The organism is Pseudomonas sp. PB105, from assembly GCF_009764655.1.
GTDB classification, from domain to species: Bacteria; Pseudomonadota; Gammaproteobacteria; order Pseudomonadales; family Pseudomonadaceae; genus Aquipseudomonas; species Aquipseudomonas cyclaminis.
In genome coordinates this window covers 1-18,446 of the sequence record NZ_RWIO01000032.1, presented here as the reverse complement: position 1 = coordinate 18,446, position 18,446 = coordinate 1, and the positions used below count along the sequence as shown (strand labels likewise).

Annotated in this window: 16 protein-coding genes; 10 read left to right on the top strand and 6 right to left on the bottom strand. The window is 60.7% G+C overall.

All coding sequences use genetic code 11. The features are described 5' to 3' along the window. Positions 1-50: 50 nt before the first annotated feature. The gene (gene gltA / locus EJD88_RS06585; RefSeq protein ID WP_099586745.1) at positions 51-1,340 is read left to right on the top strand and encodes a citrate synthase; all 1,290 of its coding nucleotides are present in this window, start codon (positions 51-53) and stop codon (positions 1,338-1,340) included. 240 nt (positions 1,341-1,580) lie between these two features. On the opposite strand, the gene EJD88_RS06580 is transcribed toward gltA, so the two are convergent. The 3 genes from EJD88_RS06580 to EJD88_RS06570 all read right to left on the bottom strand — a co-directional run bounded on the left by EJD88_RS06580 (position 1,581) and on the right by EJD88_RS06570 (position 4,593). Beyond that, positions 1,581-3,239 (bottom strand): cation acetate symporter, encoded by a 1,659-nt coding sequence (locus EJD88_RS06580; RefSeq protein ID WP_099586746.1) that lies wholly within the window; start codon positions 3,237-3,239, stop codon positions 1,581-1,583. Next, positions 3,236-3,547, bottom strand: a complete 312-nt coding sequence (locus EJD88_RS06575) for a DUF485 domain-containing protein (protein WP_016972153.1) — start codon at positions 3,545-3,547, stop codon at positions 3,236-3,238. Before EJD88_RS06575 ends, EJD88_RS06580 begins: the two co-directional genes overlap by 4 nt. A gap of 194 nt (positions 3,548-3,741) precedes the next feature. Beyond that, positions 3,742-4,593 (bottom strand): glycine betaine ABC transporter substrate-binding protein, encoded by an 852-nt coding sequence (locus tag EJD88_RS06570; protein ID WP_099586747.1) that lies wholly within the window; start codon positions 4,591-4,593, stop codon positions 3,742-3,744. Positions 4,594-4,925: 332 nt separating this feature from the next. Here EJD88_RS06570 and EJD88_RS06565 point away from each other — a divergent pair, with 332 nt between their 5' ends. Continuing rightward, positions 4,926-6,479, top strand: a complete 1,554-nt coding sequence (locus EJD88_RS06565) for a glycosyl hydrolase family 17 protein (RefSeq protein WP_158877330.1) — start codon at positions 4,926-4,928, stop codon at positions 6,477-6,479. 80 nt (positions 6,480-6,559) lie between these two features. Here the strand turns inward: EJD88_RS06565 and EJD88_RS06560 are convergent, their stop codons facing one another. After that, positions 6,560-6,928 carry a hypothetical protein gene (locus tag EJD88_RS06560; RefSeq protein WP_112194315.1) on the bottom strand — a complete coding sequence of 123 codons (369 nt, stop codon included), beginning with the start codon at positions 6,926-6,928 and terminating at the stop codon, positions 6,560-6,562. Between the two features lie 236 nt (positions 6,929-7,164). Between EJD88_RS06560 and EJD88_RS06555 the strand changes: the two genes are divergently transcribed. Continuing rightward, on the top strand, positions 7,165-8,463 hold the full coding sequence (locus EJD88_RS06555; RefSeq protein ID WP_099586750.1) for a serine/threonine protein kinase: 1,299 nt from the start codon (positions 7,165-7,167) through the stop codon (positions 8,461-8,463). Beyond that, positions 8,456-9,244 carry a VacJ family lipoprotein gene (locus EJD88_RS06550; protein WP_099586751.1) on the top strand — a complete coding sequence of 263 codons (789 nt, stop codon included), beginning with the start codon at positions 8,456-8,458 and terminating at the stop codon, positions 9,242-9,244. The genes EJD88_RS06555 and EJD88_RS06550 overlap by 8 nt, the downstream gene beginning before the upstream one ends. 54 nt (positions 9,245-9,298) lie before the next feature. Here EJD88_RS06550 and EJD88_RS06545 read toward each other — a convergent pair whose 3' ends face one another. Continuing rightward, positions 9,299-10,213, bottom strand: a complete 915-nt coding sequence (locus EJD88_RS06545; RefSeq protein ID WP_158877328.1) for a DUF808 domain-containing protein — start codon at positions 10,211-10,213, stop codon at positions 9,299-9,301. A 133-nt stretch (positions 10,214-10,346) separates the two neighbouring features. Between EJD88_RS06545 and EJD88_RS06540 the strand changes: the two genes are divergently transcribed. After that, positions 10,347-10,952, top strand: coding sequence for a TetR/AcrR family transcriptional regulator (locus EJD88_RS06540; protein WP_099586753.1), 606 nt, complete (start codon positions 10,347-10,349; stop codon positions 10,950-10,952). A 97-nt stretch (positions 10,953-11,049) separates the two neighbouring features. On the opposite strand, the gene EJD88_RS06535 is transcribed toward EJD88_RS06540, so the two are convergent. Beyond that, positions 11,050-11,490, bottom strand: a complete 441-nt coding sequence (locus EJD88_RS06535) for a heme-binding protein (RefSeq protein WP_112194311.1) — start codon at positions 11,488-11,490, stop codon at positions 11,050-11,052. A 266-nt stretch (positions 11,491-11,756) separates the two neighbouring features. Here EJD88_RS06535 and gcl point away from each other — a divergent pair, with 266 nt between their 5' ends. The 5 genes from gcl to pyk all read left to right on the top strand — a co-directional run bounded on the left by gcl (position 11,757) and on the right by pyk (position 18,172). Next, a complete protein-coding gene (gene gcl / locus EJD88_RS06530; protein WP_032889133.1) occupies positions 11,757-13,532 on the top strand; it encodes a glyoxylate carboligase in 1,776 nt (591 codons plus the stop codon). Positions 13,533-13,542: 10 nt separating this feature from the next. Next, positions 13,543-14,325, top strand: a complete 783-nt coding sequence (hyi, locus tag EJD88_RS06525; protein ID WP_158877326.1) for a hydroxypyruvate isomerase — start codon at positions 13,543-13,545, stop codon at positions 14,323-14,325. Positions 14,326-14,467: 142 nt separating this feature from the next. Beyond that, positions 14,468-15,358, top strand: a complete 891-nt coding sequence (locus EJD88_RS06520) for a 2-hydroxy-3-oxopropionate reductase (protein WP_099586757.1) — start codon at positions 14,468-14,470, stop codon at positions 15,356-15,358. 128 nt (positions 15,359-15,486) lie between these two features. Further along, positions 15,487-16,767 (top strand): glycerate kinase, encoded by a 1,281-nt coding sequence (locus EJD88_RS06515; RefSeq protein ID WP_158877324.1) that lies wholly within the window; start codon positions 15,487-15,489, stop codon positions 16,765-16,767. Further along, a complete protein-coding gene (gene pyk, locus EJD88_RS06510; protein WP_099586759.1) occupies positions 16,757-18,172 on the top strand; it encodes a pyruvate kinase in 1,416 nt (471 codons plus the stop codon). The genes EJD88_RS06515 and pyk overlap by 11 nt, the downstream gene beginning before the upstream one ends. Positions 18,173-18,446 lie beyond the last annotated feature (274 nt).

Genomic DNA, 18,446 nt, shown 5'->3' with positions numbered 1-18,446 from the left:
CCCTGCGTGGGGGGTCTGTCTGATGATTTGAAGCATAAATAGGAGGCCACATGGCTGACAAAAAAGCGCAGTTGATCATCGAGGGCGCAGCCCCCGTCGAGCTGCCCATTTTAACCGGCACCGTTGGTCCCGATGTTATCGACGTACGGGGCCTGACGGCCACGGGCCGTTTCACTTTCGACCCAGGCTTCATGTCGACCGCCTCTTGCGAGTCGAAGATCACCTATATCGACGGCGATAATGGCATCCTGCTGCATCGGGGCTACCCGATCGAGCAACTGGCTGAAAAGTCGGACTACCTGGAAACCTGCTACCTGCTGCTAAATGGCGAACTGCCAACAGCCGAGCAAAAAGCCCAGTTCGTCAGCACCGTGAAGAACCACACCATGGTTCACGAGCAGTTGAAGACCTTCTTCAACGGCTTCCGTCGCGACGCCCACCCGATGGCCGTCATGTGCGGCGTGGTTGGCGCCCTGTCGGCCTTCTATCACGACTCCCTCGACATCAATAACCCGCAGCATCGCGAAATCTCCGCGATCCGCCTGGTTGCGAAGATGCCGACGCTGGCCGCAATGGTTTACAAGTACTCCATGGGTCAACCCATGATGTACCCGCGCAACGACCTGACGTACGCGGAAAACTTCCTGCACATGATGTTCAACACGCCGTGCGAGATCAAACCGATCAGCCCGGTGCTGGCCGCTGCGATGGACAAGATCTTCATCCTCCACGCCGACCACGAACAGAACGCCTCGACGTCCACCGTACGCCTGGCAGGCTCTTCGGGTGCCAACCCGTTCGCCTGTATCGCCGCCGGTATCGCCGCACTGTGGGGGCCTGCCCACGGCGGTGCGAACGAAGCCGTATTGACCATGCTCGATGAAATCGGCGATGTCTCGAACATCGACAAATTCATCGCCAAGGCCAAGGACAAGAACGATCCGTTCAAGCTGATGGGCTTCGGTCACCGGGTCTACAAGAACCGCGACCCGCGCGCCACCGTGATGAAGAAGACCTGCGACGAAGTGTTGAAGGAACTGGGCATCAAAAACGATCCGCAACTCGAACTGGCCATGCGCCTGGAAGAGATCGCCCTGACCGACCCGTACTTCATCGAACGCTCGCTGTACCCGAACGTCGACTTCTACTCGGGGATCATCCTCAAGGCGATCGGCATTCCTACCAGCATGTTCACCGTGATCTTCGCCCTGGCGCGGACCGTGGGCTGGATCTCCCACTGGAAAGAAATGCTCTCCAGCCCGTACAAGATTGGCCGCCCGCGCCAGCTGTACACCGGCTACGAGTCGCGTGATATTTCCAAGTTGGAAGATCGCAAGTAAGCAATCCGCTTAGCTGTACTGAAAACGGCCTCCCTTAGTGGAGGCCGTTTTTGTTTGTGTTGCCTGGTCTACCGCTATCGGGGGCAAGCCCCCTCCCACATTGAGCTGCATTCCAAAAGATGGGCTCGGTTAACTGTGGGAGGGGCTTGCCCCCGATGGCATTGGCACAAACACCAAAAAACCCAAGGCAAAAAAAATACCCCGGCCTTTCGACCGGGGTATTTCTTATCCAGCTACATCTTAGTGATTAACCGCCCCGCTCGCCCCCAGGCCAGTCTGCGAACGCACAAACTGCGGGAAGTACAGCGCACGCTCTTTCTCTGCCGCCGCCGACTTGTCGGTGATGGAGAAGAACCAGATACCCACGAACGCGATGATCATTGAGAACAGCGCCGGGTATTCGTACGGGAAGATGGCTTTTTCATGGTGCAGGATCGAGACCCAAATGGTCGGGCCAAGGATCATCAGGCCAACGGCGCTGATCAAGCCCAGCCAGCCGCCGATCATGGCGCCACGGGTGGTGAGGTTTTTCCAGTACATGGAAAGCAGCAGTACCGGGAAGTTACAGCTCGCGGCAATGGAGAACGCCAGGCCAACCATGAACGCGATGTTCTGGCTTTCGAACAGGATACCCAGGCCGATTGCCAATACACCCAAGGCCACGGTAGTGATCTTCGACACGCGAATCTCATCCTTGTCGTTGGTTTTGCCTTTCTTGATCACGCTGGCGTACAGGTCGTGGGACACCGCCGAAGCGCCGGCCAGGGTCAAACCTGCAACCACGGCCAGGATGGTGGCGAAGGCCACGGCCGAGATGAAGCCCAGGAAGATACTGCCACCCACCGCGTTGGCCAGATGCACCGCTGCCATGTTGTTACCGCCCAGCAAGGCGCCAGCTGCATCCTTGAACGCCGGATTGGTGCTGACCAGCAGGATCGCGCCAAAGCCGATGATAAAGGTCAGGATATAGAAGTAGCCGATAAAGCCAGTGGCATACAGCACGCTCTTACGCGCTTCCTTGGCGTCGCTTACGGTGAAGAAGCGCATCAGGATGTGCGGCAGGCCGGCGGTACCAAACATCAAGGCCAGGCCCAGGGAGAATGCGGAGATCGGATCTTTCACCAGACCGCCGGGACTCATGATCGCCTCACCTTTAGGGTGAACCTTGATCGCCTCGGAGAACAGCATGTTGAAGTCGAAGTTGACGTGCTTCATCACCATCAGCGCCATGAACGAAGCACCCGACAGCAACAGCACCGCCTTGATGATCTGCACCCAGGTGGTCGCCAGCATGCCGCCGAAGAGCACATACATGCACATCAGGATGCCCACCAGGATCACTGCAACGTGGTAATCCAGGCCGAACAGCAGTTGGATCAATTTGCCCGCGCCCACCATCTGCGCGATCAAGTAGAACGCCACTACCACCAGCGACCCGCACGCCGACAGGGTGCGGATCTGGGTTTGCCCCAAACGGTACGACGCCACGTCGGCAAACGTGTATTTGCCCAGGTTACGCAGGCGCTCGGCGATCAGGAACAGAATGATCGGCCAGCCCACCAGAAAGCCGATCGAGTAGATCAGGCCATCGTAGCCAGAGGTGTACACCAGCGCGGAAATACCCAGGAACGACGCCGCCGACATATAGTCGCCAGCAATCGCCAGGCCGTTCTGGAAACCCGTGATCTTGCCGCCAGCCGCATAGTAGTCGGCTGCGGACTTGTTACGCTTGGAAGCCCAGTAAGTGATGCACAAGGTGGCACCGACGAACGCGACGAACATCACGATGGCCGAGACGTTCAACGGTTGCTTTTGCACTGCACCGGTCAATGCGTCCGCCGCCCAAACGGCCGGAGCAAACAGTGAAGCGCCGAATATTGCCAATAGACGCCGAATCATTGCGCAGCCTCCTTGAGAATCGCATTGTTCAGGTCGTCAAACTCGCCGTTGGCCCGGCGCACATAGATGCCGGTCAGGATGAAGGCGGACACAATCAGCCCGACGCCCAGGGGAATGCCCCAGGTAATCGACGAACCGGGGCTGAGCTTGGCCCCCAGCACTTGTGGCCCGTAGGCGATCAACAGGATGAAAGCGGAGTAAAGCCCTAGCATGATTGCCGAGAGAATCCAGGCGAATCGTTCCCTTTTTCTCACCAGCTCCTTGAAACGCGGGCTGTTTTGAATCGAGAGGTAAATGCTGTCGTTCATTGTTTTTATCCTCGCAGCACAGCTTTTTTATTATTGGAACATAGCTACTGTATGCGGCTGCGGAACAGGTTCCAGACGACCTTAGTAGTAGATCGAGTGTAGCGAGGGTTTGTGAGAACACAGGAAGATTTGCGGGGGACAAATATTAATGTGGGAGGGGGCGTGCCCCCTCCCACAAAGGTGCATCGGGGAATTTACTTAGCGAGCCATTCGGCTACACGTTCAGGGTGCTTGGCGACCCAATCCTTGGCCGCTGCGTCAGGCTTGGCGCCTTCCTGGATAGCGAGCATGACTTCGCCGATTTCATCCTTGGAGGCCCACTGGAATTTCTTCAGGAAGGCCGCGACTTCCGGCGCTTTCTTCTCCAGGCCCTTGCTGCCGATGCTGTTGACGGTTTCAGCAGCACCGTAGATCCCTTTTGGATCGTCCAGGAAGCGCAGTTTCCACTTGGCGAACATCCAGTGTGGCACCCAACCGGTAACCGCAATGGATTCCTGCTTGTCTTCGGCACGGGTCAGTTCGGCGATCATGGCTGCGCCCGAACTGGCCTGCAGCTTGTAGTCCAGGCCGTAGGCCTTGATCGCTTCGTCGGTCTTGAGCATCACGCCTGAACCGGCGTCGATACCGACGATTTTGTTCTTGAAGGTGGTGTCGGTCTTGAGGTCCTCGATGGACTTTGCCTTGACGTACTCCGGCACGATCAGACCGATCTTCGCATCCTTGAAGTTGGGGCCGTAGTCGACCACCTTGTCCTTGTTCTTGGTCCAGTACTCACCGTGGGTCACGGGCAGCCAGGCGGACAGCATGGCGTCGAGTTTGCCGGTGGCCACGCCTTGCCACATGATCCCAGTGGCGACCGCTTGCAGTTTCACGTCATAACCGAGCTTTTGCTTGATCACTTCTGCCGCCACATGAGTGGTGGCAACGCTGTCCGACCAACCATCCACGTAGCCGATGCTCAGGGTTTTGCTGTCGGCGCTGGCCAGTGTGGAGCTCATCGCAACTACCAGAGTGGCAGCTGCGCCCAAGAGTCGTCGCATCTTCATCGTACTTCCCCGAAAGTGCTGCGCCCGACGGATGCCGAGCGACGTCAACCTGTTGTTATGTGGTGCACCGCGCCGCCTTCACGCGCATCGATCCGGTGGCTGCGACATCAGTGGAATGCTGACACCCTGATCATCAACCTGCCGACGCCGTCGACCTGCTCTGTCAGCGACCTTATGCAAGCAAGAAACGACATCACATCGCCAGCAGGACGTTTCCTGGAACATGGCGTCAATATTCCGCCCGAACTTTGCATGTCAAAATCATGCAGCCCCACTGGGAAGGGACAAATCCGGGTAAGATGCGCGCCTTTGCTCCCCCAGATAAGCCGACCATGCCCGCGACTGCCCGCTTCCCTGCCCTGTCCTATTGCTTCGCCCTGATCCTCGGCCTGCTGGCCCTGGTCGGCTATTGGTATGGCCTCGGCCGTCCAGTGGTGCTGCCGGATGTCGCCAGTGCCAGCCATAAACTGCAATGCGCGTCCTACACGCCGTTCGATAAAGACCAATCCCCCTTCGACCAGCCGTTCAAGCTGCGCCCCGAGCGCATGGACGCCGACCTGGCCCTGCTGGCCACCCGCTTCGAATGCATCCGCACCTACTCGATGACCGGCCTGGAAGCCCTGCCCGACATGGCGCGCAAACATGGCTTGAAGGTGATGGCCGGCGCGTGGGTCAGCAGTGATCCGGTGGCCACCGAAAAAGAGATCGATGAGCTGATCGCGGCGGCCAACGCCAACCCGGACGTCGTGACCTCGGTGATCGTCGGCAACGAAGCCCTGCTGCGCAAGGAAGTCACCGCCGCGCAACTGGTGAAGCTGATCCAGACCGTCAAAAGCCAGATCAAACAACCCGTCACCTACGCCGACGTCTGGGAGTTCTGGCTGCAACACCCGGAAATCGCCCCGGCGGTGGACTTCCTGACCATTCACCTGCTGCCCTACTGGGAAGATGATCCGTCGAGCATCGACCAGGCCCTCAAGCACGTGGGCGATGTGCGCCAGACCTTCGGCAACAAGTTCGCGCCCAAGGACGTGCTGATCGGCGAAACCGGCTGGCCCAGCGAAGGCCGCCAGCGTGAAACGGCCGTGCCGAGCCGGGTCAATGAAGCCAAGTTCATGCGTGGCTTTGTGGCCATGGCTGAAGCCAATGGCTGGCGCTATAACCTGATCGAAGCGTTCGACCAGCCGTGGAAGCGCGCCAGCGAAGGTGCGGTAGGCGGCTACTGGGGCCTGTTCGATGCTGATCGCCAGGAAAAGGGCATTCTCGCCGGGCCTGTGACCAATGTGCCGTACTGGCCGCTGTGGTTGGGGGTGGGTGGCCTCATCCTGCTGGGGACGCTGGCGCTCGGCGGCCGGGTTAGCAGGACACGTGCCGCGATCCTGCTGCCGTTGCTCGGCGCAGTGGCAGCCTGTTCCATCGGCTCCTGGGCCGAGCTGACCCGTGTGACTGCACGCTTTACTGATGAGTGGGTGTGGGCCGGTTTACTCGTGGCGCTGAACCTGCTGGTGCTGGCTCACGCGGCCCTGGCCTTGAGTGCCCGTGAAGGCTGGCGCGAACGGGCGTTCATCTGGTTGGAACAACGTGCAGGCTGGCTGGTGGCAATCGCTGGGTTCGCGGGTGCGGTGATGATGCTCGCACTGGTGTTTGACCCACGCTACCGCAGCTTCCCGAGTGCGGCACTGCTGCTGCCGGCCCTGGTGTACATGGTTCGCCCGGTGACCGGGCCGCGTCGGGAAATCGCGCTGCTGACCTTCATTATCGGCGCCGGTATCGCGCCGCAGCTGTACCGAGAAGGCCTGTTGAACCAGCAGGCATGGGGTTGGGCGCTGGTCAGCGGGTTGATGGTGGTGGCTTTGTGGCGGTGCTTGCGGGTGCGCAGGGCCTAAGACCGCTATCGGGGGCAAGCCCCCTCCCACATGAGAACGCACTCCAAAGGTGGGAGGGAGTTTGCCCCCGATTGGCCCTATCAGGCGCCCCGAGGCTGCCTGACCAACCGCAACCCCGCAATCACCACCGCAAACACCGCAAATGTGGTGTTGTACAACGCCAGCGCCGGCAACCCGAACACCAGCCCCAACACCGCCAAACCCCAGCCTGCGCGGCCCGGCACGAAAAACGCCAGCACCGATGTGATCAGCGCCGCCCAGCCCAGCACCTTGAAGTGAATCATCAACCCCAGGTTCCCACGCAGCTGGCATTCCCAGCGGCTGGCCTCGTCAGCGCAAATCCCCACCCAGCGGCCATCTTCCATAAAACCGTAGCGCGCACCATAACTGGCGGCCAGCCATAATGGCAGGGCAATAAGCAGCAAAATCAGCGGCAAACGACGGGACATGGGGCACTCCGATAGGCAAAAACGGCGCCCAGCTTAATCCCCCCGCAGCCGTTATCAAGGGACATACACACAATTAGTGTTCACCAATGCGTGGCAAAGTGTATCGTCTGGCTACTATTACCCCGATTCCGACGTTTATTTCCGACTTTTCGTGCCGAAGGCTGGCACTTCGGAGATAGCACGGTGGTCATAGCCTGCGAACTTCATTCAGCACGTTTCCTCTTAGGGATTTAGTCATGCTCCGTTCCTTGCGCTGTGCCGCCCTGTTGGGCAGCCTTTTTTTGAGTGCGTCAGCACTGGCGGTCGACATTGACCAAGCCAGCTATGGCTACCCTTTGACCAACCCGTTCGAAGCGACCATCGCCACCACCCCGCCTGACCTTCGGCCGACATTGCCCAGCGATGACGAGATCAATCAGTCCGACTACACCCTGAACATGCGCCCCGAGCGCGAGTTCAGCCTGCCGGACAACTTCTGGGCGGTGAAGAAACTCACCTACCGCATCGCCAAGCAGGACCGCGCCGCGCCGCTGATCTTCCTGATCGCGGGCACCGGCGCGCGGTTCGATAGCAGCATCAACGAATACCTGAAAAAACTGTATTACCAGGCCGGCTACCACGTGGTGCAACTGTCGTCGCCCACCAGCTTTGACTTCATCAGTGCCGCCTCCCGCTTCGCCACCCCGGGGATCACCCAGGAAGACGCCGAAGACATGTACCGCGTGATGCAGGCCGTACGTGCACAGAACGCTTCGCTGCCGGTGACTGATTTCTACCTCTCCGGCTACAGCCTTGGTGCCCTGGATGCGGCATTTGTGGCCAAGCTGGACGAGACCCGCCGCAGCTTCAACTTCAAGAAAGTGTTGCTGCTCAACCCGCCAGTCAACCTCTACACCTCGATTACCAACCTCGACAAGCTGGTACAGACCGAGGTCAAGGGCATCAACAACACCACCACCTTCTATGAACTGGTGCTGAACAAGCTGACCCGCTACTTCCAGCAAAAGGGCTATATCGACCTCAACGACGCCCTGCTCTACGACTTCCAGCAATCCAAGCAGCACCTGACCAACGAACAGATGGCCATGCTGATCGGCACCTCGTTCCGCTTTTCGGCGGCCGACATTGCCTTTACCTCGGACCTGATCAACCGTCGCGGCCTGATCATCCCACCGAAGTACCCGATCACCGAAGGCACCAGCCTTACGCCGTTCCTCAAGCGTGCGCTGCAATGCGACTTCGACTGCTACCTCACCGAACAAGTGATCCCGATGTGGCGCGCCCGTTCCGACGGCGGCAGCCTGTTGCAACTGGTTGACCAGGTCAGCCTGTACGCCCTCAAGGATTACCTGCACGCCAGCCCGAAAATCGCCGTCATGCACAACGCCGACGACGTGATCCTCGGCCCCGGCGACCTGGGTTTCCTGCGTAAAACCTTCGGCGATCGCTTGACCGTCTACCCACTGGGCGGCCACTGCGGCAACCTCAATTACCGCGTCAACGCCGACGCCATGCTGGAGTTCTTCCGTGGCTAAATACTTTCTGCTGCTCGCCGCCCTGATGTGTGCGGGCGTAGCCAATGCCGACAACAGCAAGGCTAACGCGCCGATCGTGGTGGATTCCGACGGTTTCAAAGAGCCGTTGAGCAAACTCAAATTCAACCCGGGCCTGGACCAGCGCGAATTCGAACGCTCATCTGTCAACGCGCTCAACGTGTATGACCCGCTCGAATCGTGGAACCGGCGCGTGTACCACTTCAACTACCGCTTCGACCAATGGGTGTTCCTGCCCGTGGTCGACGGCTACAAGTACGTGACCCCGAGTTTCCTGCGCACCGGCGTAAGCAACTTCTTCAACAACCTGGGCGACGTGCCCAACCTGTTGAACAGCCTGCTGCAGCTCAAAGGCCACCGTTCCCTGGAAACCACCGGGCGCCTGCTGCTCAACACCACCGTCGGCATCGCGGGCCTGTGGGACCCGGCTACCGCCATGGGCCTGCCGCGCCAGAGCGAAGACTTCGGTCAGACCCTGGGCTTCTACGGTGTTCCTGGCGGGGCCTATCTGGTGCTGCCGGTCTTCGGCCCATCGAACCTGCGCGATACCGGCGGCTTGCTGGTGGACTACACCGCAGAATCCCAGATCAACTTCCTCAACGTTTCCGAAGTCAGCTCCAACCACCCGGAAGTCTGGGCCCTGCGCGCGGTGGACAAGCGCTACCAGACCAGCTTCCGTTATGGTCAGATGAACTCGCCGTTTGAGTATGAGAAGGTGCGCTATATCTACACGGAATCGCGCAAGTTGCAGATTGCCGAGTAAATAGCACCGACAAAAAAGGCCATTCGAATGAATGGCCTTTTTTATGTCTGCGATTTAAGCCCTGATTGCTTTCCAGGCCTTGCCGACCACACTGACCAGCGCCAACACCACCGCCCCCGCAATAATCCCCGCCACCGCATTGAGCAACGTCGGCATCAACCACGCCACGGCACCCGAGCCCTGGCTCACCGATTCTATCCAGTGATGCACCACCGGCACGCCGTGGGTGAGGATGCCGCCACCGACCATGAACATCGCGGCCGTGCCGATCACCGACAGGCTTTTCATCATGTACGGCGCTGCACTCAGGATCGCGCCGCCGATGCTGCGCGCCACCTGCCCGGGCTTCTGGGTGAGCCACAGGCCCAGGTCGTCCAGCTTGACGATACCGGCCACCAGCCCGTAAACGCCCACGGTCATGACAATGGCGATGCCCGACAGCACGATGACCTGCTGGGTCAACTGCGCGTCGGCGACGATGCCCAGGGTGATGGCGATGATTTCCGCGGAGAGGATGAAGTCGGTGCGGATCGCGCCTTTGATCTTGTCCTTCTCGAACGCCACCAGATCGGTCGCCGGGTCCGCGACGGCGTCGGCCAATTGCGCGTGTTGGGCCTGGTCTTCGGCTTTGCTGTGGAGGAATTTGTGGGCGAGTTTCTCGAAGCCTTCGAAACACAGGTAGGCGCCGCCGAGCATCAACAGCGGCGTCACCGCCCACGGCGCGAAGGCGCTGATCAGGAGTGCGGTGGGCACCAGGATCAGCTTATTGACGAACGAGCCCTTGGCCACCGCCCACACCACGGGAATTTCCCGCTCGGCACGCACGCCGGAGACCTGTTGGGCGTTGAGCGCCAGGTCGTCGCCCAGCACGCCGGAGGTCTTCTTCGCGGCCATTTTTGTCATCAAGGCAACGTCATCGAGTACCGCGGCGATGTCGTCGATCAACACCAACAAGCTGCTTCCTGCCATGAATCGGACTTCCTTAAAGGGGGATGGCGCGAGCATAACGCGGCGCAGGGCTTTACGGGCACATTGTTGAGGCACGCGGATGGCCGGTGCTACCATGCGCAACCGCCGGTATTGGCAAGGAAACTCCTGGTTTATGAGCAGCATTCGCGAGCGCAACAAAGAAAAAATCCTGCGGGCGGCGAGCGAGGAGTTTGCCGACAAGGGCTTCGCCGCGACCAAAACCAGCGATATTGCCGCCAAGGCCGGGCTGCCCAAGCCCAACGTCTATTACTACTTCAAGTCCAAGGACAACCTCTACCGCGAGGTGCTCGAAAGCATTATCGAGCCGATCCTGGCGGCTTCCACGCCGTTCAATCCGGACGGCGAGCCTTCGGTGGTGCTGAGCAACTACATCCGCTCGAAAATCCGCATCTCCCGCGACCTGCCGTTTGCCTCCAAGGTGTTCGCCAGCGAAATCATGCACGGCGCGCCGCACCTGAGCGCCGAGCAGGTCGAACAGCTCAATGCCCAGGCCAAGCATAATATCCAATGCATCCAGAGCTGGGTGGACCGGGGCTTGATCGCGGCCATCGACCCCAATCACTTGATGTTCAGCATTTGGGCGGCGACCCAGACGTACGCGGACTTTGACTGGCAGATCTCGGCGGTGACCGGCAAGGCCAAGCTGGATGAAGCGGATTATGAAGCGGCGGCGCAGACGATTATTCGGTTGGTGCTCAAGGGCTGTGAGCCGGACTGATACACCGAGGGGCCTGTGCCAATCGGGGGCAAGCCCCCTCCCACAATTTATGTAGGAGGGGCTTGCCCCCGATGAGGCCTTTTCAGTCAGCAAAAAATCAAGCTGACACCCCCGCATCCGCCAACAACCCCACCCCCTCAATCGCCGTAATCGCACACTGCTCGTCAATATCCGACGTATCCCCGCTGATCCCGATCGCCCCCAGCACCACACCGTCCTGATCCCGTATCAACACGCCACCCGGTGCCGGCACCACGCTGCCCTGCCCCAGGCTGTTCAACGCCGCGATAAACGCCGGTCGTTGCTGCGCATCCAGCGCCAGCAAGCGTGAGCCCTTGCCCAGGGCAATCGCGCCCCAGGCTTTGCCGATGGCGATTTGCGGGCGCAGCAGGCTGGCGCCGTCTTCGCGCTGCAGGGCGATCAAGTGACCACCGCTGTCGAGTACCGCGATGGTCAACGGTGCCGCAGCAATGGTGCGGCCTGCGGCAAGGGCCTGGCCGGCCAGTTGGGTGGCGAGTTTCAAGGTTAAAGCGCTCATGGTGCCGTCCTTCTTTTGTTATTGGGAAAGCGGTTTGGATCTGTTTGATCAGATGCACGATCAAACAAATAGAACACAATGACATTTGTTTTTGTATACAATATTTTCGCACAAAGTCTCCATACGTCGAAAAAGTCCGCTGAAAATGCCTTCCGACGAACGCCAAGGCCCAGGGAGAAAATCCATTGACCTCTGACGCTCGCCGTGAATACACTTTGACCGGACACCACTTGTATACAATTACAAAACGCAAGAGGCACCAAAACATGAGCAAAATGAGAGCAATCGAAGCCGCCGTCCTCGTCATGCGCCGTGAAGGCGTGGACACCGCCTTCGGCATCCCAGGCGCGGCGATCAACCCGCTGTACTCAGCCTTGCAGAAGGTGGGTGGCATCGATCACGTCCTTGCTCGCCACGTTGAAGGCGCCTCGCACATGGCCGAGGGTTACACCCGCACCAAGGCCGGCAATATCGGCGTGTGCATCGGCACTTCGGGCCCGGCGGGCACAGACATGGTCACCGGCCTTTACAGTGCTTCGGCCGACTCGATCCCGATCCTGTGCATCACAGGCCAAGCCCCGCGCGCACGGATGCACAAGGAAGACTTCCAAGCCGTGGACATCACCAGCATCGTCAAGCCGGTGACCAAGTGGGCAACCACCGTTCTGGAACCCGGCCAGGTGCCCTACGCGTTCCAGAAAGCCTTTTATGAAATGCGCTCCGGTCGCCCAGGCCCGGTATTGATCGACCTGCCGTTCGACGTGCAGATGGCCGAGATCGAATTCGACATCGACGCCTACCAGCCGCTGCCCCTGGCCAAGCCATTGGCGACACGCATCCAGGTCGAAAAAGCCCTGGCCCTGCTTGACGCCGCCGAACGCCCGCTGCTGGTCAGCGGCGGTGGTGTGATCAACGCCGATGCCAGCGAGCTGCTGGTGGAATTCGCTGAACTCACCGGTATCCCGGTGATCCCGACCCTGATGGGCTGGGGCACCATCGCCGACGATCACCCGTTGATGGTGGGCATGGTTGGCCTGCAAACCTCCCACCGTTATGGCAACGCGACGATGCTCAAGTCGGACGTGGTGCTGGGCATCGGCAACCGTTGGGCCAACCGCCACACGGGTTCGGTGGAGGTCTACACCGAAGGCCGCAAGTTCATCCACGTGGACATCGAGCCGACCCAGATCGGCCGCGTGTTCACGCCGGACCTGGGCATCGTTTCCGACGCTGGTGCGGCACTGACGATGTTTATCGAAGTGGCCCGCGAGTGGAAAGCCGCCGGCAAGCTCAAGGACCGCAGCGCCTGGCTGCATGACTGCCAGCAGCGCAAAGCCACCCTGCACCGCAAGACTCACTTCGACAACGTGCCGGTCAAGCCACAGCGCGTGTACGAAGAGATGAACCAGGTGTTCGGCAAAGACACTTGCTACGTCAGCACCATCGGCCTGTCGCAGATTGCCGGTGCGCAGTTCCTGCATGTGTACAAGCCACGCCACTGGATCAACTGCGGCCAGGCCGGCCCGCTGGGCTGGACCATTCCGGCTGCACTCGGCGTGGTGAAGGCCGATCCGAGCCGCAAGGTGGTGGCGTTGTCCGGCGACTATGACTTCCAGTTCATGATCGAAGAACTGGCCGTGGGCGCGCAGTTCAAGCTGCCGTACATCCACGTGGTGGTGAACAATTCCTACCTGGGTTTGATCCGTCAGGCACAGCGTGGGTTTGAAATGGACTACTGCGTGCAGTTGTCTTTCGACAACCTCAACGCCCCGGAACTGAATGGCTATGGCGTCGACCACGTGGCCGTCGCCGAAGGCCTGGGTTGCAAGGCCCTGCGCGTATTCGAGCCAGGCCAGATCCAGCCCGCGCTGCGCAAGGCCCAGGAGATGATCGAAGAATTCAAGGTGCCGGTGATCGTCGAGATCATTCTGGAGCGCGTGACCAATATTTCCATGGGCACCGAGATCAACGCCGTCAACGAATTCGAAGACCTGGCCCTGGTCGGCAACGATGCGCCGACTGCCATTTCCCTGCTCGATTAAGGAGAACCCTATGCCGCGTTTTGCCGCCAACCTGTCCATGCTGTTTACCGAACAGGACTTTCTTGCCCGTTTCAAAGCGGCCGCCGAAGCCGGTTTCGAAGGAGTGGAATACCTGTTCCCGTATGAATTCAGCTCGGCTGAGATCAAGGCACACCTGGACGCCAACGGCCTGACCCAGGTGCTGTTCAACCTGCCGGCCGGTGACTGGGCCAAGGGCGAACGCGGCCTGGCGTGCCACCCGGACCGGGTCGAGGAGTTCCGCGCAGGGGTCAAGCTGGCCATCGCCTACGCCCAGGTGCTGGGCAATACCCAGATCAACTGCCTGGCAGGGATTCGTCCGACCGGCGTGGATGATGAAACCCTGGAAAAGACCTTCGTCGCCAACCTCAAGTACGCCGCCGACAAGCTGCAGGCAGCGGGCATCAAGCTGGTGATGGAGATGATCAACACCCGCGACATCCCCGGCTTCTACCTGAACAACACGGCGCAGGCCCTGTCTATTCGCGAGCAGGTGGGCAGTGCCAACCTGTTCCTGCAATACGACATCTACCACATGCAAATCATGGAAGGCGACCTGGCCCGGACCATGACCACGCACCTGGATGCGATCAACCACATCCAACTGGCGGACAACCCTGGGCGCAATGAGCCGGGCACGGGCGAGATCAACTATCGCTTCCTGTTCGAGCATTTGGACCGCATCGGTTACCAGGGCTGGGTCGGCTGTGAGTACAAGCCGTTGACCACCACCGAAGCGGGTTTGGGTTGGCTCAAAACTCACAACGCGATCTAACAAACACCACCGAGTCAATGTGGGAGGGGGCTTGCCCCCGATAGCGGTGGGTCTGTCAGTCCTGTTTTATCTGACGCACCGTCATCGGGGGCAAGCCCCCTCCCACATAGGACCTGCTGTGTAATAACAAGAGGATTTCATCATGGCTAAAATCGGATTTATCGGCACCGGCATCATGGGCCACCCCATGGCCGCGAACCTGCAGAAAGCCGGTCACCAACTGTTTCTTTCCGAACACCACGGCAAGGCACCGGCTGAACTGATCAGCGCCGGCGCCGTGGCCTTGGCCAACCCGCAGCAAGTCGCCCAGGAAGCCGAGTTCATCATCGTCATGGTGCCCGACACCCCACAGGTAGAAGACGTGCTGTTCCGCGCCGACGGTGTAGCGGCTGGCCTCTCGCCGAACAAGGTGGTGATCGACATGAGTTCGATCTCGCCCACCGCCACCAAGGCATTCGCGGCGAAGATCAACGAGACCGGCGCGCAGTACCTCGACGCTCCGGTGTCCGGCGGTGAAGTCGGCGCCAAGGCCGGCACCCTGAGCATCATGGTCGGCGGCGAGTCGCAGACCTTCGAACGCGCCCTGCCGCTGTTCCAGAGCATGGGCAAGAACATCACGCTGGTCGGCGGCAATGGCGATGGCCAGACCGCCAAAGTGGCCAACCAGATCATCGTTGCGCTGAACATCCAGGCGGTGGCCGAAGCGCTGCTGTTCGCCTCGAAAAACGGCGCCGACCCGGCCAAGGTGCGTGAAGCGCTGATGGGCGGGTTTGCCTCCTCGAAGATCCTGGAAGTGCACGGCGAACGCATGATCAAGGGCACCTTCGATCCGGGTTTCCGCATCAACCTGCATCAGAAAGATCTGAACCTGGCCCTGGCCGGTGCCAAGGAGTTGGGGATCAACCTGCCGAACACCGCCGGCACCCAGCAGGTGTTCAGCACATGCACCGCGATTGGCGGCGGGAATTGGGACCACTCGGCGCTGATCAAGGGCCTGGAGCACATGGCGAATTTCTCGATTCGCGACAAGTAACTCCCCACAGATCTCACTCTGAAATGCAGTGAATGTGGGAGGGGGCCTGCCCCCACCCACATTTGTTCCCATTCCAAGTCTGAAATTGCTGCATCTCTAAAAACAAGAATCCCCCCGGGAGCCCGCTTATGTCGGTCGATCCGCAACACCTGCTTCGCGAGCTATTTGCCACAGCCATCGACGCCGCCCATCCCCGGCTAGTCCTTGAACCTTATCTGCCCGCCGACCGCAGCGGCCGTGTGATCGTGATCGGCGCCGGCAAAGCCGCGGCGGCCATGGCGCTGGTCGTCGAACACTGTTGGCAGGGCGAAGTCAGCGGCCTGGTGGTCACCCGCTACGGCCATGGCGCACCGTGCCAGAAAATCGAAGTGGTCGAAGCCGCTCACCCGGTGCCCGACGCCGCCGGCCTGGCCGTGGCCGAGCGCGTGCTGGCATTGATCAGCAACCTCGGCGAAGACGACCGTGTGATCTTCCTGCTTTCCGGCGGCGGCTCTGCCTTGCTGGCCCTGCCCGCCGAAGGCATCACCCTGGCCGACAAACAAACCATCAACAAGGCCCTGCTCAAGTCCGGCGCGACCATTGGCGAGATGAACTGCGTGCGCAAGCACCTCTCGGCGATCAAGGGCGGTCGGTTGGCCAAGGCCGCGTGGCCGGCGACGGTGTACACCTACGCCATCTCCGATGTGCCGGGCGATCAGGCCACGGTAATTGCCTCCGGCCCGACCGTCGGCGACCCGAGCACCTCGCAACAAGCCCTGGCGATCCTCAAGCGTTACGGGATCGACGCCCCAGCGTCCGTGCGCAGTTGGCTGCAAAACCCGGCCTCCGAAACCGTCAAGCCCGGCGACCCGATCCTCGCCCGCAGCCACTTCCAATTGATCGCCCGCCCCCAGCAATCCCTGGAAGCCGTGGCCGTGAAAGTACGCCAGGCCGGTTTCAGCCCGCTGATCCTCGGCGACCTGGAAGGCGAAGCGCGGGACGTGGCCAAAGTGCACGCGGGCATTGCCCGCCAGATCGTGCAGCACGGTCAGCCGTTGGCGGCGCCCTGCGTGATCCTGTCCGGCGGTGAAACCACCGTCACCGTGCGCGGCAATGGCCGTGGCGGGCGTAACGCGGAATTCCTGCTGAGCCTGACCGACAGCCTCAAAGGCCTGCCCGGCGTGTATGCCCTGGCGGGCGACACCGACGGCATAGACGGCTCGGAAGACAACGCCGGCGCAATCATGACGCCGTGCAGTTACCGCCGCGCCGAAGCCCTGGGCCTGAGTGCCAGTGATGAGTTGGATAACAACAACGGCTACGGCTATTTCGCGGCGCTCGACGACCTGATCGTCACCGAGCCGACGCGCACCAACGTCAACGACTTCCGCGCCATTCTGATTCTTGAGACTGCCAAACATGACGCCTGACAAAAAAGTCAAAATCCTCGCCACCCTGGGCCCGGCCACCGACGGGATCGATGACATCCGTGAGTTGGTGGAGGCCGGGGTGAATATCTTCCGCCTCAACTTCAGCCACGGTGAGCACGCCGATCACGCCCAGCGCTACCAGTGGATTCGCCAGGTGGAGCGCCAGCTCAACTACCCGTTGGGCATCCTGATGGACCTGCAAGGGCCGAAGCTGCGGGTCGGGCGGTTTGCCGAGGGCAAGGTGCAACTGGTGCGCGGCCAGGCACTGCGCCTGGACTTGGATGAGACGCCGGGCGACCAACGCCGGGTCAACCTGCCCCACCCGGAAATCATCGCAGCCCTGGAACCGGGCATGGACCTGCTGCTGGATGACGGCAAGCTGCGCCTGCGGGTGATCACCAAGCATGCCGATGCCATCGACACCACCGTGCTCAATGGCGGTGAGTTGTCCGATCGCAAAGGTGTGAACGTGCCCCAAGCGTTGCTGGAGCTGAGCCCACTGACCGCCAAGGACCGGCGTGACCTGAGCTTCGGCCTGGAACTGGGCGTGGACTGGGTGGCGCTGTCGTTCGTGCAACGCCCGGAAGATATCCGCGAAGCCCGTGAGCTGATCGGCGACAAGGCCTTTCTGATGGCCAAGATTGAGAAGCCCTCCGCCGTGCAGCGGCTGCGGGAAATCGCCGAGCTGAGCGACGCCATCATGGTGGCCCGGGGCGACCTGGGTGTGGAAGTGCCCGCCGAAAGCGTGCCGCAGATCCAGAAGGACATCATCAGCACCTGCCGCCAACTGGGTAAACCGGTGGTGGTGGCCACGCAGATGCTTGAATCCATGCGCTTCTCACCGGCGCCGACCCGTGCCGAAGTCACCGACGTGGCCAACGCCGTGGCCGAAGGCGCGGATGCGGTGATGCTGTCAGCCGAAACTGCATCGGGCGAGTACCCGCTGGAAGCCGTGCAGATGATGAGCAAGATCATCCGCCAAGTGGAAAACGGCCCGGATTACCAGGCGCAGTTGGACGTCAGCCGGCCCAAAGCCGATGCCACCGTGTCGGACGCCATCAGCTGCGCGATCCGTCGTATCAGCAGCATCCTGCCGGTGGCGGTGCTGGTGAACTACAGCGAATCCGGCAGCTCCAGCCTGCGCGCGGCGCGGGAACGGCCAGTTGCGCCGATCCTCAACCTCACGCCGAACCTGTCCACGGCGCGACGGCTGAGCGTGGCGTGGGGCGTGCACTCGGTGGTCAACGATCGGCTGCGCCAGGTGGATGAGGTGTGTTCTACGGCGCTGGAGATTGCCCAGGCTCAGGGCATGGCGCAGCGTGGGGATACCTTGGTGATAACGGCGGGGGTGCCGTTTGGGCAGCCGGGGTCGACCAACTCGCTGCGTATCGAGATGTTGATTTAGCGCTTATGAAGGCCCCATCGGGGGCAAGCCCCCTCCCACATTGGACTGCATTCACACCTGTCGCTATGTGAACCCAATAAAGGAGGGGCCTTGCCCTCTCCCACATTGGACTGCATTCACACCTGTCGCTATGTGAACCCAATAAAGTGTGGGAGGGGGCTTGAACTGGTCAAGTAATCTTGGACACCGATTACGGTTCACGCCGCCAACCTTTCCTTCATGACCGGCGACCGGTAGTCGTTGTAGCTGTGAGGCCTGCTGATGTTGTAGCGAG